The sequence below is a fragment of the Pseudomarimonas arenosa genome (assembly GCF_014841215.1).
Taxonomy (GTDB): domain Bacteria; phylum Pseudomonadota; class Gammaproteobacteria; order Xanthomonadales; family Xanthomonadaceae; genus Pseudomarimonas; species Pseudomarimonas arenosa.
Map to the genome: position 1 here is coordinate 60,595 of NZ_JACYTR010000001.1, position 21,481 is coordinate 82,075.

15 protein-coding genes are annotated in these 21,481 nt (G+C 61.8%); 8 read left to right on the forward strand and 7 right to left on the reverse strand.

Annotated elements, in window-relative coordinates; genetic code table 11:
- Positions 1–125 precede the first annotated feature (125 nt).
- The 4 genes from IFO71_RS00310 to rluD form a co-directional block, all read right to left on the reverse strand.
- Positions 126–2,321 carry a sensor domain-containing phosphodiesterase gene (locus tag IFO71_RS00310; RefSeq protein WP_192027520.1) on the reverse strand — a complete coding sequence of 732 codons (2,196 nt, stop codon included), beginning with the start codon at positions 2,319–2,321 and terminating at the stop codon, positions 126–128.
- 118 nt (positions 2,322–2,439) lie between these two features.
- The gene (gene clpB / locus IFO71_RS00315; protein WP_192027521.1) at positions 2,440–5,019 is read right to left on the reverse strand and encodes an ATP-dependent chaperone ClpB; all 2,580 of its coding nucleotides are present in this window, start codon (positions 5,017–5,019) and stop codon (positions 2,440–2,442) included.
- A gap of 234 nt (positions 5,020–5,253) precedes the next feature.
- Positions 5,254–6,012 (reverse strand): peptidoglycan editing factor PgeF, encoded by a 759-nt coding sequence (gene pgeF, locus IFO71_RS00320; RefSeq protein ID WP_192027522.1) that lies wholly within the window; start codon positions 6,010–6,012, stop codon positions 5,254–5,256.
- Positions 6,009–7,037, reverse strand: a complete 1,029-nt coding sequence (gene rluD / locus IFO71_RS00325) for a 23S rRNA pseudouridine(1911/1915/1917) synthase RluD (protein WP_192027523.1) — start codon at positions 7,035–7,037, stop codon at positions 6,009–6,011. The genes pgeF and rluD overlap by 4 nt, the downstream gene beginning before the upstream one ends.
- A gap of 88 nt (positions 7,038–7,125) precedes the next feature.
- Here rluD and IFO71_RS00330 point away from each other — a divergent pair, with 88 nt between their 5' ends.
- Positions 7,126–7,992, forward strand: coding sequence for an outer membrane protein assembly factor BamD (locus IFO71_RS00330; RefSeq protein ID WP_192027524.1), 867 nt, complete (start codon positions 7,126–7,128; stop codon positions 7,990–7,992).
- 31 nt (positions 7,993–8,023) lie between these two features.
- Here IFO71_RS00330 and IFO71_RS00335 read toward each other — a convergent pair whose 3' ends face one another.
- The 3 genes from IFO71_RS00335 to sucC all read right to left on the reverse strand — a co-directional run bounded on the left by IFO71_RS00335 (position 8,024) and on the right by sucC (position 11,780).
- Complete coding sequence (locus IFO71_RS00335; protein WP_192027525.1) at positions 8,024–9,643, reverse strand: NAD+ synthase; 1,620 nt, start codon at positions 9,641–9,643, stop codon at positions 8,024–8,026.
- An 84-nt stretch (positions 9,644–9,727) separates the two neighbouring features.
- Complete coding sequence (sucD, locus tag IFO71_RS00340) at positions 9,728–10,600, reverse strand: succinate--CoA ligase subunit alpha (protein ID WP_192027526.1); 873 nt, start codon at positions 10,598–10,600, stop codon at positions 9,728–9,730.
- 19 nt (positions 10,601–10,619) lie between these two features.
- Positions 10,620–11,780 carry an ADP-forming succinate--CoA ligase subunit beta gene (gene sucC, locus IFO71_RS00345; protein ID WP_192027527.1) on the reverse strand — a complete coding sequence of 387 codons (1,161 nt, stop codon included), beginning with the start codon at positions 11,778–11,780 and terminating at the stop codon, positions 10,620–10,622.
- Between the two features lie 163 nt (positions 11,781–11,943).
- Here sucC and IFO71_RS00350 point away from each other — a divergent pair, with 163 nt between their 5' ends.
- From IFO71_RS00350 to IFO71_RS00380, 7 genes are all read left to right on the forward strand, one after another.
- A complete protein-coding gene (locus IFO71_RS00350; RefSeq protein ID WP_192027528.1) occupies positions 11,944–13,608 on the forward strand; it encodes a sensor histidine kinase in 1,665 nt (554 codons plus the stop codon).
- An 81-nt stretch (positions 13,609–13,689) separates the two neighbouring features.
- A complete protein-coding gene (locus IFO71_RS00355) occupies positions 13,690–15,075 on the forward strand; it encodes a sigma-54-dependent transcriptional regulator (protein ID WP_192027529.1) in 1,386 nt (461 codons plus the stop codon).
- 2 nt (positions 15,076–15,077) lie between these two features.
- On the forward strand, positions 15,078–15,875 hold the full coding sequence (tfpZ, locus tag IFO71_RS00360) for a TfpX/TfpZ family type IV pilin accessory protein (RefSeq protein ID WP_192027530.1): 798 nt from the start codon (positions 15,078–15,080) through the stop codon (positions 15,873–15,875).
- Between the two features lie 185 nt (positions 15,876–16,060).
- Entirely contained in the window at positions 16,061–16,582 is a 522-nt protein-coding gene (locus IFO71_RS22240; RefSeq protein WP_192027531.1) for a pilin, read from the forward strand.
- A gap of 131 nt (positions 16,583–16,713) precedes the next feature.
- Entirely contained in the window at positions 16,714–18,381 is a 1,668-nt protein-coding gene (locus tag IFO71_RS00370; RefSeq protein WP_192027532.1) for a hypothetical protein, read from the forward strand.
- A complete protein-coding gene (locus IFO71_RS00375) occupies positions 18,378–20,294 on the forward strand; it encodes a hypothetical protein (RefSeq protein ID WP_192027533.1) in 1,917 nt (638 codons plus the stop codon). Before IFO71_RS00370 ends, IFO71_RS00375 begins: the two co-directional genes overlap by 4 nt.
- A complete protein-coding gene (locus IFO71_RS00380) occupies positions 20,291–21,469 on the forward strand; it encodes a DegT/DnrJ/EryC1/StrS family aminotransferase (protein ID WP_192027534.1) in 1,179 nt (392 codons plus the stop codon). Before IFO71_RS00375 ends, IFO71_RS00380 begins: the two co-directional genes overlap by 4 nt.
- Positions 21,470–21,481: the final 12 nt, after the last annotated feature.

Here is a 21,481-nt window from a genome sequence, read left to right on the forward strand (position 1 = left end):
CGTACGTTGTTGATCAGCGTATTCGAGCAAAGCTCGACCTAGCCGCGGAGCGGCCGAAACGAGTTCGGACCTGTGCCGAACTCGGCGCGTCTGAAAAGTCCAGGATGGACTTGTTCAGACCTTCCCTAAGGGGGTGCTGCCACGCTGGCCGCCAACCATCGCTCGACCCACAACGCACCGTCACTGGGGCGATCGATCAGATAACCTTGCAGTCGCTGACATCCCCATTGGCAAAGCAGATCACGCTGCGCCTGGGTCTCGACGCCTTCGGCCACCACAGTCAGGCGAAGATGCTTGGCCATCGACAACATAGTCTGCACCAGCGCCGCGTCATCGGCGTTGTCGACTATGTCTTGTACAAAACTCTTGTCGATCTTGATTTCGCGCAGGGGCAGGCGGCGCAAGTAGGAAAGACTGCTGTAGCCGATGCCAAAATCATCAATGCTGAACCGAACACCAAGTTTCGCCAACGCCGACATGATATCGACGCTGGCCTCGGCGTCGTCAATCAACAGACTTTCAGTCACCTCCAGGGTGAGATGAAGGGGGTCCGCTCCACTCTGACGAAGGATCTGCTCGACCCGAGCGAGAAAGTTGGGCTCGCGGAACTGCCGCACACTGACATTCACCGCCATGTGCAGTGGGCGGCCGGCAGTCGCGCAACGAGCCAGCCAGGTGCAGACCTGCTCCAACACCCAATCGCCCAGCGGCACAATCAGGCCACATTCTTCTGCCAAGCGGATGAAGTTGAGCGGTGGCACGTTGCCGCGCTCTGGGTGCTGCCAGCGCAACAGAGCCTCCGCAGCACAGACCCGCCCGTCTTGATCCACCTGGGGCTGCAGATGGAGGGCAAATTCGCGGCGCTGCAGCGCTTGGCGCAGATCGCGCTCCAATGCGTCGCGCTCACGCAGCACGCTCTGCATCTGTGGATCGAACAGCGCCACTGCGTTGCGGCCCGATTCCTTGGCCCGATACATCGCGGTATCCGCCTCGCGCAGCAGGTCTTCGCCCGTTTCCAGCCCTTTCGGAAACACGGTGATGCCGACACTGGCGGTCAGAGCATGACTATGGCCGCGAATCTGCAACGGTTGCACCAATTCAGCGACCAACTTGTCGGCCAGCATCCGCGCCCGCCGTGCCGCCACCAGTGGATCGGCGCCGAGGCGCGAACACAGCACGACGAATTCATCGCCGCCCAGCCGCGCCACGGTATCTTCTTCGCGCAGACTCAGACGTAGCCGGTCAGCCACCGCCACCAACAAGGCATCACCCTGGCTGTGACCATGCAGGTCATTGACCATCTTGAAATGGTCAAGGTCGACGAACAGCAGCGCACCATGCTGGCGTTCGCGGCGTGAAGTTGCCAAGGCCATGCTGAGCCGGTCCTCGAACAAGGAGCGGTTGGGCAGACCGGTGACCGGGTCGTGGAAGGCCAGGCGCTCCAGTTCCGCCTCAGCGCGCAGGCGTTCGCGCAAATCAGTCAGACTGACCATGAAGTGCGCCACGTCGCGATGATCGTTGCCAATCGGTGTCACCATCACGTCCAGCGGTACCGCAGCGCCATCGGCATCCAGCATGGCCAGCTCACCGTGCCAATTGAGGTTTTGCTTGATGATGGCCTGCAGTTCCTCCAGCACCTCCAGCCGTTCCACCAGGCCGATCAAGGACATCAGAGATTGTCCGCGCAACTGCGCCGTGGCGATACCCAGCAACCGACACAGGGCGGGGTTGGCCAGATCGATTCGACCCGAATCATCAATCAGCAGCATCGGCACCAATGAGCGATCGAAGCCGCGGCGCAGTAGGTCGATTTCTGCCTGGCGCTGCTCGCGCGCCATGATCAAGTGCACCAGTTCGGCACAGCGCGCAATCAGTCCTTGCTCCTCAGCATCGGGCAATCCCGGCTCAGCCCGATAGAGGGCAAAGGTACCGAGCACTTCTCGGCGGTCACCCAGCACAGGAAACGACCAACACGCGCGAAAGCCGAATCGATCACCCAAGGTCTTGTAGTTTTCCCAGCGCGGATCAGTTCGCACGTCAGACACGACGACCGGCTCGCGGATGAAGGCCGCGGTACCGCAACTGCCGGCCTTGGGGCCGATCGATTCACCTTCGATCAGGGCCAGATAGTCGGGATCGAGCGAAGGCGATGCTCCGGCGCGCAACTTGCCATGGCCATCGATGCGCTGAATCGATACGCGCACATCGTCGAGTATGGCTTCGATGTCCTCAGCCAGACGACGCAGCAGTTCGGGCAGAGGTGCGTCACCTGCAAGACCGTTCAGCACCGCTCTCTCGAGCAAGAACACCGCGTCCGACATCCTGCCTCTCTGCCGCTGAACCCCCGCCAGAATGAAACCATTCGGGCAGGGGTTCAAGTTTCCGGCCGAGGCCCACTGTTGGCCAGCAAGCTCAGACAGGACCTGTCAGGCGGCCCGACTACTTGTGAAACTGAATCTGACCGTGTGCCGCGTCCACCACCAGGCTGTCGCCCGGCATGAACTCACCGCGCAGAATCGCCTGCGCCAGCGGGTTTTCAACCTGCTGCTGGATGGCGCGCTTCAACGGCCGGGCACCGTAGATCGGATCGAAGCCGACCTCGCCCAGTATCGCCAGCGCCGAGTCGCTGATCTCGAATTTGATCTGCTTCTCGGCCAGACGCTTGGCCAGGTAATCGGTCTGAATCCTGGCAATGGCACGGATTTGCTGCTTGCCCAGCGGGTGGAACACCACCAATTCGTCGAGACGATTGATGAACTCAGGGCGGAAGTGCGCCTGCACCACGCCCATCACCGCGGCTTTCATCTTGGTATAGCTCTCTTCGCTGTCGTCACTGAACTCCTGGATCAGTTGCGATCCCAGATTGGAGGTCATCACGATCACCGTGTTGCGGAAGTCCACCGTGCGGCCCTGACCATCGGTCAGTCGACCATCATCCAGCACCTGCAGCAGTACGTTGAACACATCGGTGTGCGCCTTCTCGACCTCATCGAGCAGGATCACACTGTACGGCCGCCGCCGCACCGCCTCGGTGAGATAGCCGCCTTCTTCGTAGCCCACATACCCCGGCGGTGCACCGATCAGCCGAGCCACGCTGTGCTTCTCCATGAACTCGCTCATGTCGATCCGCACCATGGCCTCGTCGGTATCAAACAGGAATTCGGCCAGGGCCTTGCATAACTCGGTCTTGCCAACACCGGTTGGGCCGAGGAACAGGAAACTGCCATTCGGCCGATTCGGATCGGACAGACCGGCACGCGAGCGACGAATGGCATCGGACACCGCACGCACCGCTTCGTCCTGCCCCACTACACGTCCGTGCAGCGCCTCTTCCATTCTTAACAACTTGTCACGCTCACCTTCCAGCATCTTGGACACCGGTATACCGGTCCAGCGCGAGACCACTTCGGCGATCTCCTCGGCGGTGACCTTCTGCTGCAGCAACTGGAAGCCTTTCTGTTCGGTTTCTGCCGCGGCGCTCAATTGCTTCTCCAAGCCCGGCAACAGGCCGTACTGGATCTCCGACGCGCGGCCGAGATCCTGCCGACGATGCGCGGCATCGAGTTCGATCTTCAGCTGCTCGATCTGCTCCTTGATCTTGGTCGTGCCGCTGACCGCCGCCTTTTCGGCTTTCCAGATCTCTTCCAGATCGTTGTATTCGCGCTCCAGCACGCTGATTTCGGTTTCCAGATCGGCCAAGCGTTGCTTCGACTCGGCGTCCTTTTCCTTCTTCAGGGCCTCACGCTGGATCTTCAGCTGGATCAGCCGACGCTCCTTGCGATCCATTTCTTCCGGCTTGGAGTCAATCTCCATGCGGATCCGCGAGGCGGCCTCGTCCATCAGGTCGATCGCCTTGTCCGGCAGCTGCCGATCGGTGATGTAACGATTGGATAAGGTGGCGGCGGCAACGATGGCCGGATCGGTGATCTCGACACCGTGGTGAACCGCATAGCGCTCCTTCAAGCCGCGCAGGATGGCGATGGTGTCCTCCACCGAGGGTTCGCCGACGAATACTTTCTGGAAGCGGCGCTCCAGGGCGGCATCCTTCTCGACGTACTTGCGGTACTCATCGAGCGTAGTAGCACCGATGCAATGCAGCTCGCCGCGGGCCAGCGCCGGCTTCAGCATATTGCCGGCGTCCATCGAGCCCTCGGCCTTGCCGGCACCGACCATGGTGTGCAGTTCGTCGATGAACAGGATTACCTGCCCTTCCTGCTTGGACAGATCATTCAATACGCCCTTCAGCCGCTCCTCGAACTCGCCGCGAAACTTGGCGCCGGCAATCAGGGCGCCCATATCCAGCGACAGCACGCGCTTGCTGCGCAGACCTTCCGGCACTTCGCCGTTGATGATGCGCTGCGCCAGCCCTTCGACGATGGCGGTTTTGCCCACGCCGGGCTCGCCGATCAGCACCGGGTTGTTCTTGGTGCGACGCTGTAACACCTGGATGGTGCGGCGGATCTCTTCATCACGACCGATCACCGGATCGAGCTTGCCGCTCTCGGCACGGGCGGTGAGATCGATGCAGTACTTCTCCAGCGCCTGACGCGCTTCTTCGGCATTGGCATCGTTGACCTTCTCACCACCGCGCATCTTGGCAATGGCCTGTTCCAGCGCCTCCTTGCGCGCACCGGTCTGCTTCAGCGCTTCGCCCAGGGCGCCCTTCTCATCGACGGCCGCCAGCACGAACATCTCACTGGCGATGAATTGATCGCCGCGCTGCTGGGCCTGCTTATCGGCCAGATTGAGCAGCCGGCTCAATTCGTTGCCAAGATTGATAGTGCCTTCCTGCCCGCTGACCTTGGGCAGCGCATCGAGTTGTTCACCGAGGCGCTGGCGCAAGGCAGCCACATTGACCCCGGCCTGGGCCAACATCGGCTTGGTCGAACCGCCTTGCTGGTCGAGCAGAGCCACCATCAGGTGCACCGGTTCGAGCATATTGTGGTCGCGGCCAACTGCCAGGCTCTGGGCATCGGCCAGTGCCTGTTGAAAGCGCGATGTGAACTTGTCCATGCGCATGAAACACCTCGTTTCGTTCTGGGGCAGCCAGCGGCCGCAATGTCTCTATCAATGCGGGCGATTGGCGAACGATTCAAGCGTGCAGCAAATCAGCCGGGAAGAACTTGAGCCAGGTCAATCGGGCCGCGCCGACGGTGGGCGGCACGCCCACCCTACGCCCGCGCCTCGCAGGGTGGGCCTGCGGCCCACAGCACTGACCCAGTCAGACCCAAACCACCAGCGAAGGCGGCATCCTCAGGACATCCAAATCAGGCTGGCCATCCGACCGCAGCGCGTATCGCGTCGGTAGGAAAAGAACCGCTGCGGCTCACTGATCGTGCAATGCTGACCGCCACTTACCTGCTGGATGCCGAGCCGGGCCAATTGCGCACGGGCGATGGCGTAGAGATCGAGCCAGTAGTGCCCCGCTCGTCCCGGGCGGAAGCCCAGATCGGCCTGCGGATCCTGTCCCAGGAAGGCGCTGCGCACCGGCTCGTCGACCTCGTAGGCCTGCGGCCCGGCGGCCGGACCCAGCCAGGCCTGCAGGCGCTCGGCCGGGGTCTGCATCGCCGCTACCGTGCCAGCGATGACGCCAGCCGCCAGGCCGCGCCAGCCAGCATGTGCGGCCGCCACCTCACGGCCATCGTCGGCCGCCAACAGCACCGGCATACAGTCGGCCGACAGAATCGCCAGCACTTGGCCGGGCAGAGCGGTGACCGCCGCATCAGCGGTAATCGGCACCACCGACCCGCTGACCCGATCGATGCGAGTAACGCCCGTGCCATGCACCTGGCGCAGCCAGCGCGGCTCCGAAGGCAGCCCCAAGGCCAGCTGCAGGGCGCGCCGATTGGCGACCACGTCCTGCGCCTGATCGCCACAGTTCAACCCCAGATTCAGCCGGTCAAACGGCGGCAGCGACTGCCCCAAACCGCAACGCAGGGTTGTACCGGCCCGTATGCCGGGCACCTGCCAGTCGGCAGGCAGCCACCAGGGCACGGCGTTCTGATCGCTCATCGCCCCGCTTTGGCGGCGTCAGCGGCGTCAGCGGCATCGGCGCGCAACACCTCCAGCAACTGCTGCAGATCCGCCGGTCGCGGCGCCGTCACCTCGATCGATTCGCCGGTGAACGGATGCTCGAAGCCCAGGCGTTCGGCATGCAGCGCCTGACGCTTGAAGCCACGCAAGATCGATGTGCACTCCTCGCTGGCCTGTTTGGGCAGACGCAGACTGCCGCCGTACAGAGGGTCGCCGATCAGCGGATAGCGAATATGCGCCATGTGCACGCGAATCTGGTGCGTGCGCCCGGTTTCCAGCTTGCACTCGATGTGACTGTGGGCGCGAAAGCGTTCGCGCACCCGATAATGGGTCACGGCGGGCCGCCCATTTGCCACTACCGCACGGCGCAGGCGGTCGGTGGGGTGACGGTCGAGCGGGGCATCGACCGTGCTGCCAGCCAGCATCACGCCGGTCACCACCGCCTCATACTGGCGTCGAATCTGCCGCTCGGCCAACATGGCCACCAAGGCCGCGTGTGCCTCTGGCGTTCGCGCCACCAGCAGTGCACCCGAGGTGTCCTTGTCGAGCCGGTGGACGATGCCGGCGCGTGGCAGGCGATCAAGCGCCGGGTCGAGATGCAGCAGGGCGTTGACCAAGGTGCCCTGGCGATTGCCAGCGCCGGGGTGAACCACCAGACCGGCCGGCTTGTTGACAATCAACAGGGCCTCATCCTGGTAGAGCAGTTCGAGGGGAATATTCTCCGGCGCCGACTCGACCACCTGCGGCAGGTCGGCGGCCACGCGAATCCGCTGACCGCCAACCACCGGGTCCTTCGGCTTGGCGACCTGACCATCGAGCCGTAGCTCGCCGTTCTTGATCCACTGCGTGATGCGCGAACGCGAGTATTCCGGGAACATCTGTGCGGCGGCCTGGTCAAGCCTAAGCCCGGACAGCGATTCAGGCACCTGCTCGGCCAGCGCGATGTGGTGTGCACCCGCGCCGGTCTGGCTGACCGGTTCGGAAAAGGTTCGGTTTTTGTTCATGGCATTCGTGTTTTATGGAGCCCGGTCTTGGCTTTGGGCTATCATCGGCGGCTTCGAGCCGCGATCAGGCGCTCACTTTCGGTACAACATGATCCGATATTCCGGCTTTTTTCGCTCCCTCCCCCGCTTCGCGCCCAGTTTCCTGCCGCGCGCGCTGATGCTGTCTGCTGTGCTCGGCCTGGTGGCCGGCTGTGGCTGGTTCCAGCGCAAGGATCCGCTGGAGACCTTGCCCGTCGAGGAGATGTACGCCACCGCCAAGGAGAGCTTGGTCGGCGGCAATCTGTCACGTGCGGCACGCTACTACCAGCGCCTCATTGCCCGCTTTCCCTACGGTGACTACACCGAGCAGGCGATGCTTGAGCTGAGCTACGCACAGTATCGCGGCAACAAGCATGAGGAAGCGCTGTCGAGCATCAATCGCTTCATCAAGACCTATCCGGCCCACCAGAAGATCGCCTATGCCTTCTATCTGAAAGCCTTGATCAACTTCGAGCGCGACACCGGCGTTCTGGAGCGTATCGTGCGGATCGACAGCACCATGCGCGACATGACCAATGCCAAGCAGAGTTTCGATGATTTTGCTGAGGTGATCCGGCGCTACCCGGATACGCCCTACGCTGTTGATGCGCGGCAACGCATGGTGTATCTGCGCAATCGTCTGGCCCGCTATGAAATCAATGTCGCCACCTACTACCTGCGTCGCGGCGCCTATGTCGCGGCGGCTCAGCGCGGCAAGTACGTGCTTGAGGTCTATCCGCAGTCGCAGCATCAGGGCGATGCCCTCGCCGTGCTGAGTGAAAGCTATCACCAGCTTGGCCAAGAGCAGCTGGCCAGCGATGCCCGGCGCGTGCTTGAACTCAACAATCCGAAGCACCCCTACCTGAGCGGTGACTGGCCGAATGAGCGCAGCTGGCTGCGCAAGCTGTGGCCGTTTGGGGATCGCCAGAGCGGCTAGGAATCTGCCGGCCGCTGGATCGGGCTAGCTGCTAGCGAGCCCAGCCATTGGTGATCGGGTAGCGGCGCTCACGGCCAAACGCCCGGCGCGAGACCTTCGGTCCGGGCGCCGATTGGCGGCGCTTCCATTCGTTGTTGAAGACCAGTCGGGCAACCCGGTTGACCACCGCTTCGTCGTAGCCCTCGGCGATGATTTCCGCACGCGACATCTCCTGGTCAATGAAGCGAAACAGGATGGCGTCGAGCAGGTCGTAGGGCGGCAGCGAATCCTGGTCGAGCTGGTTTTCGCGCAGTTCGGCGGTCGGCGGTCGGCGGATGACGTCATCCGGAATCGCCCGGCCGCGCGAGTTACGCCAACGACTCAGCTCGAACACATCGGTCTTGTAGACGTCCTTCAGCGGCGCGAAGGCACCGCACATGTCGCCGTAGATGGTCGCGTAGCCGACCGCGTACTCGCTCTTGTTACCGGTGGTCAGTACCAGACCGCCAAACTTGTTCGACAAGGCCATCAGCAAGGCGCCACGACAGCGCGATTGCAGGTTCTCCTCGGCAAGATCGGCCGCAACGTTGCGAAACATCTCGCTCAGCGAGGCCAGCATGCCCTGAAAGGCCGGCTCGATCTCGACGGCATCAATCGCAACGCCGAGCCAGCCGGCCTGCAGCTCCGCCAGATCGTTGCTTTCGCCTGAGGTAAAGCGCGAAGGCAGGCGGATCGCTCGGACATGGGCGGGTCCCAGCGCATCGGCAGCGATGGCCAATGTCAGGGCCGAGTCGATGCCACCGGACAAGCCGATCCAGACGTTGCGAAAGCCGTTCTTGAGCACGTAGTCACGGGTTGCCCGCACCAAGGCATCGTAGGTCAGCGCCAGCCGCGATTCGTCACCCGCCTCCGGCCATAGCACACGGTTCCAACACTTCCTGGTTTGATCGAAATCGGCGATCAACCAGCTGTCGCCAAAGGCCAGCGCGGCAGGATGCGCGGTGCCGTCGCCATCGGCCAGTACCGAAGCACCGTCGAATACCAGCTCATCCTGGCCACCGACCAGATTGAGATAGGCCAGCGGGCAGCCAGTCTCCGCCACGCGCCTGGCCATCAAGGCATCACGCTCGGCCGGCTTGTCGGCTTCGTAGGGCGAGGCATTGGCCACCACCACCAGCTCAGCGCCGGCAGCGACGGTATCGCGCAGCGGCTTGGCGAACCACAGATCCTCGCAGATCAACAGTCCGACGGCGACTCCGCCCACATCGATCACCACCGAGTTATCGCCACGGGCAAAGTAGCGACGCTCGTCGAATACCGCATAGTTCGGCAGCTCGCGCTTCCGATAGGTGGCCTCGACCTTGCCCTCGCGCAACACACTGAGGGCATTGAACACCACGCTCCCCATCGCTTCGGGATGCCCGACCAAGGCGACGATGCCGTGCACGGTGGCGGCAATCTCGGACAGGCTGTCGGCCACCGCACGCAGAAAGCTCGGACGCAGCAGCAGATCTTCGGGCGGGTAACCCGACAAGGCCAACTCCGGGAACACCACCAAGTCGGCGGCGTGCACATCGCGCGCCTGCTCGATCAGTGAAACTATACGTTCAGCGTTGTGGCTGACCGCTCCCACCGGAAAATCGAACTGCGCCAGGGCGATTCGCATACCCATCCTCGATCCCCAGCCATGGGGCTTGCAAACAAAGAATGGGCCGCACATGGCGGCCCATCAAGTCTCTCGCGATCGTGGTTGACCTTATTTCATTTTCTGCAGCAAGGCCTTGCCCAGATCCGCCGGCGAACGCACGGTGGTAACGCCGGCTGCTTCCAGCGCAGCAAATTTGCCCGCTGCAGTGCCCTTGCCGCCCGAGGCAATGGCGCCGGCGTGGCCCATGCGCTTGCCCGGAGGCGCCGAGGCGCCGGCAATGAAGCCGACCACCGGTTTGGTGACGTACTCGGTAATGAACTCGGCAGCCTCTTCTTCCGCGCTGCCGCCAATCTCGCCGACCATGATGATGCCCTCGGTCTGCGGATCGTCCTGGAACAATTGCAGGGCGTCGATGAAGTTCAGTCCCTGGATCGGGTCGCCGCCGATGCCGATACAGGTGCTCTGGCCTAGCCCGGCATCGGTGGTCTGCTTGACTGCCTCATAGGTCAGTGTGCCCGAACGCGACACGATGCCAACCTTGCCCGGCAGGTGAATGTGGCCCGGCATGATGCCGATCTTGCATTCGCCCGGGGTGATGATACCGGGGCAGTTCGGGCCGATCAGCCAGCACTCGTCGTAATGGGCCAGCGCGTGCTTGACGCGCAGCATGTCCAGCACCGGAATGCCTTCGGTAATCGCCACGATCACCCGGATGCCAGCATCGGCGGCTTCCAGGATGGCGTCGGCGGCGAACGGCGGTGGCACGTAGATCACCGAGGCATCAGCGCCGGTGTCGTCGACTGCATCCTGCACGGTGTCGTACACCGGCAGTCCGATATGTTCCTTGCCGCCCTTGCCGGGAGTGACGCCGCCCATCACCTTGGTGCCGTATTCAAGCATCTGTTCGGCGTGGAAGGTGCCCTGCTGGCCGGTAAAGCCCTGCACGATCACCTTGGTGTTCTTGTTGACCAACACACTCATGTCATAGTCCTCGATCGATTCAGGCAGCGGCCGCCACGGCCTTCTTGGCCGCGTCGTTCAGGTCGTCGGCAGGAATCAGGGCCAGTCCGCTGTTGGCCAGCAAGGCCTTGCCCTTGTCGACATTGGTGCCTTCCAGCCGCACCACCACCGGAATGGTCACGCCGACGTCCTTCACCGCGGCGATGATGCCCTCGGCGATCATGTCGCAGCGCACGATGCCGCCGAAGATGTTGACCAGGATGGCCTTGACCTTGTGCGAGGCCAGAATCAGCTTGAACGCCTCGGTCACGCGCTCACGCGTGGCGCCGCCGCCGACATCGAGGAAATTGGCCGGTTCACCGCCGTTGAGCTTGATCACATCCATGGTCGCCATGGCCAGACCGGCGCCGTTCACCATGCAGCCGATATTGCCGTCCATGGTGACGTAGTTGAGGTCGTGCTCGGCCGCCTCGGCCTCCTGCTCGTCTTCCTGCGCGCGGTCACGCATGGCGACCAGACGGGTCTGACGGAAACCAGCGTTGTCATCGGAGTTGACCTTGCCATCCAGCGCCACCAGATCACCATTGCTGATGATCGCCAGCGGATTCAGCTCGACCAGGGACAGGTCTTTCTCGTTGAACAGCTTGAACAGGCCCATCATGATCTTGGTCAGCTGATTGGCCTGCTTGGCGTTGAGGCCCATGCCGAAGCCGATCTGCCGACACTGAAAGGCTTGCAGCCCTTGCACGAACTGCACCTGGACGGTGTGGATGGCGTCCGGATTCTCTTCCGCCACCTTCTCGATCTCGACACCGCCTTCGGCCGAGGCAATAAAGCTGATGCTCTTCGAAGAGCGATCCACCAGCACCGACAGGTACAGCTCCTTGGCAATATCGGTGGCTTCAGTGATCAGCACGCAATCCACCGGCAGCGCGCGACCACCGGACTGGTAGGTGGCCATCTTCTTACCGAGCATGCCGGCCGCAGCCTCACGCACGTCATCCAGTGATTTGACCAGCTTGACGCCGCCGGCCTTGCCGCGGCCGCCGGCGTGAATCTGCGCCTTGACCACCCAGTGTTCGCCGCCGATCGCTTTGGCGGCCTCAACCGCTTGCTCGGGGGTACGCGCTACGCGGCCCACCGGGACCGGAATGCCGTACTCGGCAAACAATTCTTTCGCCTGATACTCGTGGAAGTTCATGCTGCACCTGAGAATTGTGAAGAGGAGCACCGGGCGACGCAGCGGCGTGGTTGAGAGGTCGCATGAGACCCGGTACAGAGCGCCGGTATTGTGGCGAACGGCCCGCCCAAAGGCAAAACTTCTGCGCTTCCCACTTTGGTCGCAGGTCCGTTAGTGTGCCCGAATGAGCACCGCCCCTCCTCCTGCCGCACCCACTTTGACCGACCAAACCGCGCCGCAGCAGCGCCGCCGGCTGCGCGCCAGCGCGGTCGATCGCGCGGCGCTGCGTCGGGAGGCGTATTTCTTCACCCTGTGGCGTGCGTTTCAGGCCGCCGTACTGGCCTTCTTCGTCTTCAGCCCTGCCGGCCTGGAGGTCACCGAACTACGCCAGCCGGCGCTCGGTCGCGCGCTGTCGGTGTCCTACCTGATCTTTGCCGTGCTGATCTTTCTGCCGACCATCCGCGCGCGGGCGCGCTTGTCCTGGCTGGCAGCCGTCGGCATCGTTGTCGACATTCTGGTCACGGCCACCGCCCGCGCCGTTCTGGATGGCCCGGACATCGGTCTCTCCCTGCTGCTGATCGTGAATGTCGGGGCCTGTGCGCTGCTGCTGCCGTTTCGCTGGGGCATTGGCTTTGCGGCGCTGGCCGGGGCTGCCACCACCGGCGAGTTCGTACTGACCGGCATTTACCAGTGGTCGGATCGCGGAAGTGCCATCGAAACGGCGATGCTGTGCGTGACCTATCTCACCGCCGCAGTGCTTTGCTACCAGCTGGGAAAGCAGCTGCGCGACAGCTTGGCACTGGCCGAACAGCATGGAGCCCGTGCTGAAAGTCTGGCTGAGGTCAACGAGCTGGTGATTCGGCGCATGCGATCCGGCGTCGCCGTGGTCGATCAAAACATGCAGATCCGCCTACTGAATGAGACCGGCTGGCATCTCCTCGGTGCCCCACCCAGTGGCAAGCGCGATCTGCGAGCGATCAGCCCGGTGCTGGCCAGCCGTGTTGCCGAGTGGCTTGGCGCACCCAAGGAGGTTGAAGACAGCACCCTGCAACTGCGACCCGACCTGCCTTCGGTCATCCCGCGGATGACGCGCCTTGGCACGCGCGAAGAGCTCTACCTGATCTTTCTGGACGATGGCTCCTTGGTCTCGCGGCGTGCCGAGGCGCTGACCCTGGCCACGCTGGGACGCCTGTCGGCCTCGATCGCGCACGAGATTCGCAATCCGCTGGCCGCCATCCAACATGCCGCTCAGCTGCTGGAAGAGTCAACCGAGCTTCCGGCTGAGGATCGCCGACTGATCGAGATCATGCTCAATCATTGCCACCGAATGAACGGCATCGTCGAAAATGTGCTGGCGCTGTCGCGACGCGAACGCTCACGGCCAGAGTCGATCGACATCTGCGAGTGGATTTCCAACTATGTCACCGACTATCGCAGTGATCACTTCCTCGACCCCGAAACTCTGCATCAGGGAATCTGCCACGCCAATGTTCGCGCGGTGGTCGACCCCTCACAGTTGCATCAGGTGCTGGGCATCCTGGTCAGCAATGCGCTGAAGCATGGGCACCGACCGGGCGAGCCCGCTCGGATCGTGATTCATGCCCTGGCCGATAGTGAATCGGGCTTTCCCACCATCGACGTCTGCGACAGTGGCCCCGGCATTCCGGAGGCCATGCGAGAGCGGATTTTCGATCCTTTCTTCACCACCAGCGACGTCGGGAGCGGCCTCGGCCTGTACATCGCCAAGGCCCTATGTGAGGCCAACCAAGCATCCCTGGAATACCTGCCGGAAGAGGGCGAACAGCCGAGCCGTTTCCGCCTGACCCTGGCGCGGGCATTCGACAGCTGAGCGGCCGATTCGGCAATCGCCCCCCGTGACCTGTTTATGCAATGGCGCTAAAGTGGGCGCGGCCTGCCCTTGGATCTGTCCATGCTGTCGACCCGTTCTGCCCTGATCGTCGATGACGAGCGAGATATTCGCGAACTGCTCTCACTGACGCTGACGCGAATGGGTCTAAAGGTCGATACCGCCGCCGACCTGGCATCGGCGCAGAAGCTGCTGGGCGGCAAGAGTTACGACCTATGCTTCACCGACATGCGCCTGCCTGACGGCTCCGGACAGCTGCTGATCGAGCTGATCGCCAGCCGCTACCCCGACACACCGGTCGCCATGATCACCGCCCATGGCAATGTCGATGCAGCGGTTCAGGCCCTCAAGGCCGGCGCCTTTGATTTCGTTTCCAAACCGGTGGACCTGCATGTTCTGCGACGCATGGTGCAGAACGCCCTGCAGCTGTCAGAGCAACGCCGGGCCCAGCTGCAACTCAGCAACAACAAGCTGCTGGGGGATTCCACGCCAATCACCCAACTGCGCTCAATGATCGCCAAGGTCGCACGCAGCCAGGCCCCCGTGTTTATCAGCGGCGAATCCGGCGTGGGCAAGGAACTGGTGGCGCGGCTTATCCACGAGCAGGGGCCGCGTGCGGAGGCGCCCTTTGTACCGGTGAACTGTGGCGCCATTCCGACCGAATTGATGGAGAGCGAGTTCTTCGGCCATCGCAAAGGCAGCTTCACCGGCGCCATCGCCGACAAGGAAGGCCTGTTTCAGGCCGCGCAGGGCGGCACGTTGTTTCTGGACGAGGTGGCCGAACTGCCGCTGCACATGCAGGTCAAGCTGCTTCGGGTGATTCAGGAGAAATCGGTACGGCCGATCGGTGCCAACACCGAAAACCCGATTGACGTCCGCATTCTCTCGGCCACTCACACCAACCTCAACGACCGCGTGCAGGATGGCCGCTTCCGCCACGATTTGTTCTATCGCATCAATGTGATCGAGCTGCACGTGCCGCCGCTGCGCAAGCGCACTGAAGACATCGCCCTGCTCGCCGATGCCATCCTGCGCAAGCTCGCCGCCGAAAACGGCGACCCCGGCTACCAACTGGCCGCTGATGCCAGCAAAGCACTGCGTTACTACCCGTTCCCCGGCAATGTACGCGAACTGGAAAACATCCTCGAACGCGCTGTCGCCCTGTGCGATGCCGGCACCATCCACGAAGAGGATCTGCGCCTGCCCAGCAACAGCCCAACGCCCGTCCCGACCGAGGTCGTGCGCAACGGCGACGAAGTGGCTGAACCTCCTGCACCGATGAGCGTGCCAAGCGGCGACGCCCTGCCTGACTTCATCGAGTCACTGGAGCGCGAAGCGATCCAGAAGGCTCTGATCGAGTGCAAGTACAACAAGACCAAGGCCGCCGCAAAACTCGGCATCACCTTCCGCGCGATGCGCTACAAGCTGAAGAAACTGGGAATCGAATGACGATGCAAGAGCAGCAACCTACCCCCCCCCGTTCAATTGGTCGCTGGAGTGCAGCCGGCATTCACCTGCTGATCAGCGCCACCGTAGTGGGCGTTGTCGCAGCAGTACTCATTGGACTTTGGTACGGCTGGACTCTGTTCGGCGCACTGGGTGCCGACCAACTCCTGCTAATTCTGGCCTCGGTCGATGTCATCGCCGGCCCCCTGCTGACCCTGATCGTCTACCGCGCCGGCAAACCCAGCCTACGCTTCGACCTCACTGTCATTGCTCTGCTGCAGGCAGCCTTCCTGTCCTACGGCGTGTACATCATGGCGCAATCGCGCCCGGCCTTTATCGTCGGGGTTTTCGATCGCTTCGATGTGGTGTTTGCGAACGAGACCGATCCTGATCGGCTGGCAAGCTCGCCTCTCGCTGAGGCTAGACAGCTGTCCTGGACTGGTCCGGTTTGGATTGGCGCGCAGATGGGCCGCAACTCAACGGAGTCGCTGGAATTGGTCTTTTCTGGCGCAGCAGGTGAAGACATCCACCAAAAGCCTGAGCGCTACATCCCGCTCGATCAAGTCAGCCTGGGACTGGCACAGAACGGGAAGCCCCTTGGCCGACTCCAGACCGACAGCGCCACGCTTGAGAGCATGATGCAAGTTATCGGCAAAGCAGGCGTACCTCGGGAAGACGCCCGCTTTGTTCCATTGACCTCACGCCGCGGCGACGCCACCGTGGTGCTGGATGTACGAAATGGCACGGTGCTGGGGATATTTCCGACCGACCCGTGGAACGTCACCAATGCCGACAATAACTGACGCAATGCGTCACTGTTGAACGCGACGCCAGACATTCAAGCTGCCATCGACCCCACGCAACACCCCCGCATGGAAGGCTGGCACGACTTCTGCTTTAATCGACCTGCGGGTGAGAGCCAGAATGGACACAGGTTCGATGCCACGCGTTATGCTTAATCCACTCACGCTATAGCGGGGATTTCACTATGAAGAATATGAAAGGCTTCACCTTGATCGAACTGATGATCGTGATCGCGATCATCGGCATCCTGATGGCCATCGCCATTCCGGCCTACTCCGACTACACCGTTCGCACCCGCATCAGCGAATGTGTCAACGGCGCCGGGCCGTCTAAGTTGCTGATCTCGGAAACGTTCACCTCGATCGCTTCAATGCCTCAGCCTGACGCCGTCGGTCGTGTGCTTCGCACCACGAACTACTGCGAAGGCGCCACCAGCACCTATACCCGCACCGGCATTCGTGACAGCATCCTGTACTTGGACATCCTTGAGACCGTCAGCGGTACCCGTTCGGGCGTTGGTGCACCTGCGAGCGTCACCGACCTGGGAGTTCAGCTGAATGCTTACGGTTGCTCGACCCAGAACAATGATGTCGAGTGGGTTTGCGGTGGTGGTCCGGGCGTCGATGCGTCCGAGCTGAAGTACCTGCCGACCTCCTGCCGTATTCTGAATGCGGCGATCACTCGTCCGGTGGCGATTTGCCCGTAAGCTAACCAATCGCAATTCAGTTGTGAAAAGACAGCACCGCCAACGCGGTGCTGTTTTTTTTTGCCCATCGATTGCCGCGAGCCGCGCGATCCTTTAGGTATGAACACCTCACCAGCACTGCACAGCACCTTATGAGCTTTGTGTATTCCAGCGCGGCGACCCGCAAGCTACCCTGGCTCTTGCTGTTGACAGCCACCGCCTTCATCCCGGGGCTACTAGGCCCCTTCGTGCTCGACGATCACGCAAATTTTCAATTGCTGTTCGCTTGGTGGAGCGGTGAAACCTCGCTCAGCAGGGCCATTTTCGACAACGGCTCTGGGCCGCTTCAGAGACCAATTTCCTATTTGACGTTCGCAATGAACATGGCGATCTTTGGCGAACAGCCCTTCGGCTTCAAGGCATTGAGCCTTGTTTTTCACCTGCTCACGGCGCTTGCGCTGGCAGCACTGTTGAATCGCCTCCTCACCGTTCACGGGATGAATGAACGTCGCGCCGCAGCATGGTCAATGATTTGCGCGGCCGCCTGGGCAATCCATCCCCTGCAAGTGAGCACCGTGCTGTACTCGGTGCAGCGCATGGAGGTGCTCTCCTCCCTAGCGCAGATTCTTGCGGTACTGGCCTACATCCAAGGACGGACATTGCAGGCAAGTCAAGCTCGAACCGGGCTGCTCTGGCTGTGGCTGGCTTTCCCGGCAACCATGGCAGCGGGAATGCTGTGTAAGGAGAACGCCATTCTGGCCTTGCCTTTGGCTTTGGCCGTAGAAGTCTCAGCATTGAACTGCCTCCCAAAGACCCGGTCGGTCTGGGCCTGGACCGGTATTCTCTGCTTGGGCGTGGTTGCTATCGTTCTGTTCGCGGCGACCGACCCCGGATACTTCTTCGGTGGCTATGCAGCGCGAGATTTCGACCTCTGGCAGCGGCTGATCACCGAACCACGGGTGCTCTCTCACTACTTGCTCGCGACTTTCCTGCCTTTCGACCAGAACCTGTATCTGTTTCGAGACGGGCTGCCTATCTCAACCAGTTGGGCTCAACCCATTTCCACCCTGCTGAGCATCGTTGGCCTGTTGGCCGTGTCGGCGCTTGCATTCGGTATTCGTCGTTCGCGACCGCTGCTTTCGCTGGGCCTGTTGTGGTGGTTGGTCTGCCACAGCCTGGAGGCTGGCCCTCTGTCACTCGAACTCGCGTTCGAGCATCGCAACTACCTGGCGCTCGCTGGACTGTTAATTGCCGCTTTGGGTTTGGCTCCGACGAAACTTCTGGCTCATCGCCACTCACTGTGGCTCGCTTCGATAAGCCTATTGCTCCCACTCTGGCTGCTTTGCGTACAACGCTCCTATGCGTGGGGCGATCTTGATCGCTTGTTGTCTGCCGAGAGTCCGCCGCCCCCCCAGGTTTCCCGGCGATTGCAGGTGATTGAAATTGCCCGTGGAATTGAGGCAAACGACCCGGGCAGGACTCAGCGCGCGTTTGCTGCGCTGGAGAACAGCGGCGCGGACAATGCAACCATTGCCGCCACCTGGCACGCCATTGTCGACTGCAGCCTAGAGGCCAAACTGTCGCCTTCACGACGAGCTGCCTTCATGCAATCCAGACCCAGCGTGATGACGTTTCAACACGCAAATTGGTTGGGCATGCTGTCGCGACGCGTCGACAACGGGGGCTGTGACGGGTTGACTCCCGCAGACCTCCAAACCACGGTTGTACGATGGCTGGAACATCTGAAGAAACCTCCCCACGCGATCAGTATGCGGCAACTGCGCGACCAGCGATTGCTGCCCCAGGATGCTGAGCGATGATCACTGGACTGCCGATGAAAGCCAAGGCTGTGGCGACTTGGGCGATTCTGGTCCTCATCTGCTCGGCAGCCTATTGGCCAGCGCTCAGCGGCCCCTATCTGCTTGATGACCTGACCGTTATCCCGCAGCTCGCCGGCGCTCGCGAAGCCGGGCTCGGCCTGTGGGAAACCTTGGCCATGGCCCCCCATCACGTCAGAGGTCGGGCGCTCGCCAACTTGAGTTTCGTGCTCACCCACGAACTGTCCGGCAGTGCCACAGCCTTTGGTTACAAGATGGGCAATTTGATCTTGCATATCGGTTTCGCCCTGCTGGTCCTGGTGCTGGCGCGAAAGCTGATGTCGATATCTGGCCATGACGAAAGTCGAGTCAATTCAACGGCAATGCTCTGCGCTGCTTCGGTGCTACTGCACCCCTTGTTGCTGAGCACGGTCGCCTATCCTGTACAGAGAATGGCGCAACTGAGTGCATTGTTTTCTGTGCTCGCCATCCTGGCTTATGTCCATTGGCGCACGAGACTCGCCGAAGCAGAAGGGCACCCGGTCAAGAACGCTGGCCGCATTGGCCTGGTGCTGGTCTGTACCGCACTGGCCTACCTCGCAAAAGAGAATGGCGTACTTGTGCCGTTGTTCCTTGGGATTCTCGAGTTGACTGTCTTTCGGTGGCCGGCTCAGCAGAGCAAAGAGCGCAAATCATTTGAGCCCGGATTCGCCGCATGCATCGCGGGCCCCATCGTGCTGGGCACAGTGGCTTTCGCCTCCCGCTGGCCGGCGCTTTATGCCTACTACGACGAGCGCCCATTCACGTTGCTCGAGCGGGTGCTGACTCAGCTGCATGTACTTCCCGGCTACCTCGGTCTGATCTTCTGGCCGCGACCTGCATCGATGGGACTGTACCGAGATGACATCGCGATCGTGCAGCAGGTCGATCTAGCAACATCGCTCTTCGCACTCTTATTGCTCAGTCTCATATCGATCGCCATCCTCATTCGACGTAAGGCGCCTATCCCTGCCATCGCCATTGCATGGTTCTTTGCCGCACACGCGCTGGAGTCAAGCGTGGTGCCGCTCGAGCTCTACTTCGAACACAGGAACTACTTGGCGATGTTCGGCCCCGCATTGCTGCTGGGATGGGCGTTGAGCATGTTCAAGCGGCGGGTTGCGATGGCCCTGGGTACTACGGCCTGTATCGCTCTGGCCCTTAGCACGCACGAGCGTGCTAAGGATTGGAGTTCGTTCGATAGGTTCATACGAGCCGAGTTTCAACACCACCCCGATTCCTTGAGGGCTGCGACTGAGCTGGCACTGATGCTCGAAAGCGATCCTACGAGCGAAGGCGAAGCGAAAGCGCTTGTCGAGTCTCTGAGGATCAGACACCCCATGCATGCACAACCTGCTCTTCTTGCCTGGTCGCTCCGCTGTCGCGGGGTCGACACGGAGCGGGTCGACTCAGACTGGTGGCAAGCAGCAACCTTGAACAAGGATTCCTTTCAGCTGTTTCAGTCAATTGCCGATCGCGTCGCTGACGGGCGTTGTCCTGCGATTGCAGCGAGTTCTATGGCAAGACTCGCCGCCGCGGCGGCCGGCAACCGTAGTCTTGCGCACAGCACGGACGCTCGCGCAGCATGGTTGCGCCAACAAGCTGCGCTGCACATGCTGGATGAGGACTGCGGCGCAGCCGCGCCTGCCTTGCGCGAAGCGATTTCGCTATCAGATGACGATCCACGAGACTGGACTCTGCTGATGACCTGCCAGCTAAAGCTGCGCGACATGCCCGGCTATGCAGCAACTCGAGCGGCCATGCAACGCCGATTTGGGGCGGCGATGGCAGACATACTGCGCGAAGCTTCGGTCGCGACAAGCTCAAATCAATCGCCCAACGCCACCCGAGACGACCGCACCGGGGAAAGCCAATGAATCCGAACGAAGCGCCCTTTCTGGTTTTTGGAGCGCCCTTGATTGGCGAGGAAGAAATCCTCGAAGTAGAACAGTGTTTGCGCTCGGGCTGGCTGGGAACCGGCCCACGTGTAGCAAGGTTTGAACAGGACTTTGCAGCCTACAAGGGCGTAGCCGCACCACATGTGGCCGCAGTGAATTCGTGTACCGCCGCCCTGCACGTCAGCATGGTGGCCGCCGGCCTCGACCCCGGCGCCGAGGTGATCACCACCCCATTGACGTTCTGCGCCACGGTGAACGCGATCATTCATGCCGGACTGACGCCGGTGCTGGCCGACGTCGACCCCAATACACAGTGCATTTCGCCGGCTGCGATCGAAGCAGCCATTACGCCACGCACTCAAGCCATTCTTCCGGTTCACTTTGCCGGCCGACCATGCGACATGGCCAGCATCATGGACATCGCAGTGAAGCACAAACTCCTGGTTATCGAGGACTGTGCCCACGCCGTGGAGTCCAAGTATCGAGGTCAGCCCGTGGGCACCTTTGGCGATTTCGGTTGCTTTAGCTTTTATGCCACCAAGAACGTGGTTACCGGCGAAGGGGGCATGATCCTCGGCAGAAGCGAGGCGCACATCGCCCGCGCCAAGGTGCTTGCCTTGCATGGCATGAGCAAAGATGCCTGGCACCGGTTTGGGGATCAGGGCTACAAGCATTACCAAGTAGTTGAGTGCGGCTTCAAGTACAACATGATGGACATGCAGGCCGCGATTGGTATCCATCAGTTGGCGCGAGTGGAACAGAACTGGCTGCGCCGCCGCGACATCTGGCAACGCTACCAAGACGAATTCGCACCAGCGCCTCTACACCTTCCGACAGAACCCACCGACGACACTCGGCACGGCTTCCATCTGTACACAGTTGGGGTCGAAACGCAGCGCACTGGCATCGAGCGCGATGCGTTCCTCGATCAAATGAACCGGCGCAAGATCGGAACTGGCGTGCATTACTTGTCGGTTGCCGAGCACCCCTACTATCAACATCGTTTCGGCTGGCAGCCAGAGCACTGGCCCAACGCCATGCGCCTCGGCCGCGAGACCGTCAGCCTGCCGCTCTCGGCCCTGCTCAGCGATAGCGACGTCACGCGGGTGATCGCCGCCGTTTCCGACATCCTTGCAAACGCTGCCGCGGAATGAGCTCGAATCCTC

What these genes read in the sequence shown, in the direction of transcription:
- rluD (WP_192027523.1), bottom strand. Translation starts at nt 7,037, where the DNA reads ATGAACAAAAACCGAACCTTTTCCGAACCGGTCAGCCAGACCGGCGCG.
- IFO71_RS00380 (WP_192027534.1), top strand. Translation starts at nt 20,291, where the DNA reads ATGAATCCGAACGAAGCGCCCTTTCTGGTTTTTGGAGCGCCCTTGATT.
- IFO71_RS22240 (WP_192027531.1), top strand. Translation starts at nt 16,061, where the DNA reads ATGAAGAATATGAAAGGCTTCACCTTGATCGAACTGATGATCGTGATC.
- sucD (WP_192027526.1), bottom strand. Translation starts at nt 10,600, where the DNA reads ATGAGTGTGTTGGTCAACAAGAACACCAAGGTGATCGTGCAGGGCTTT.
- IFO71_RS00330 (WP_192027524.1), top strand. Translation starts at nt 7,126, where the DNA reads ATGATCCGATATTCCGGCTTTTTTCGCTCCCTCCCCCGCTTCGCGCCC.
- IFO71_RS00335 (WP_192027525.1), bottom strand. Translation starts at nt 9,643, where the DNA reads ATGGGTATGCGAATCGCCCTGGCGCAGTTCGATTTTCCGGTGGGAGCG.
- IFO71_RS00350 (WP_192027528.1), top strand. Translation starts at nt 11,944, where the DNA reads ATGAGCACCGCCCCTCCTCCTGCCGCACCCACTTTGACCGACCAAACC.
- tfpZ (WP_192027530.1), top strand. Translation starts at nt 15,078, where the DNA reads ATGCAAGAGCAGCAACCTACCCCCCCCCGTTCAATTGGTCGCTGGAGT.
- IFO71_RS00310 (WP_192027520.1), bottom strand. Translation starts at nt 2,321, where the DNA reads ATGTCGGACGCGGTGTTCTTGCTCGAGAGAGCGGTGCTGAACGGTCTT.
- IFO71_RS00355 (WP_192027529.1), top strand. Translation starts at nt 13,690, where the DNA reads ATGCTGTCGACCCGTTCTGCCCTGATCGTCGATGACGAGCGAGATATT.
- clpB (WP_192027521.1), bottom strand. Translation starts at nt 5,019, where the DNA reads ATGCGCATGGACAAGTTCACATCGCGCTTTCAACAGGCACTGGCCGAT.
- pgeF (WP_192027522.1), bottom strand. Translation starts at nt 6,012, where the DNA reads ATGAGCGATCAGAACGCCGTGCCCTGGTGGCTGCCTGCCGACTGGCAG.
- IFO71_RS00370 (WP_192027532.1), top strand. Translation starts at nt 16,714, where the DNA reads ATGAGCTTTGTGTATTCCAGCGCGGCGACCCGCAAGCTACCCTGGCTC.
- IFO71_RS00375 (WP_192027533.1), top strand. Translation starts at nt 18,378, where the DNA reads ATGATCACTGGACTGCCGATGAAAGCCAAGGCTGTGGCGACTTGGGCG.
- sucC (WP_192027527.1), bottom strand. Translation starts at nt 11,780, where the DNA reads ATGAACTTCCACGAGTATCAGGCGAAAGAATTGTTTGCCGAGTACGGC.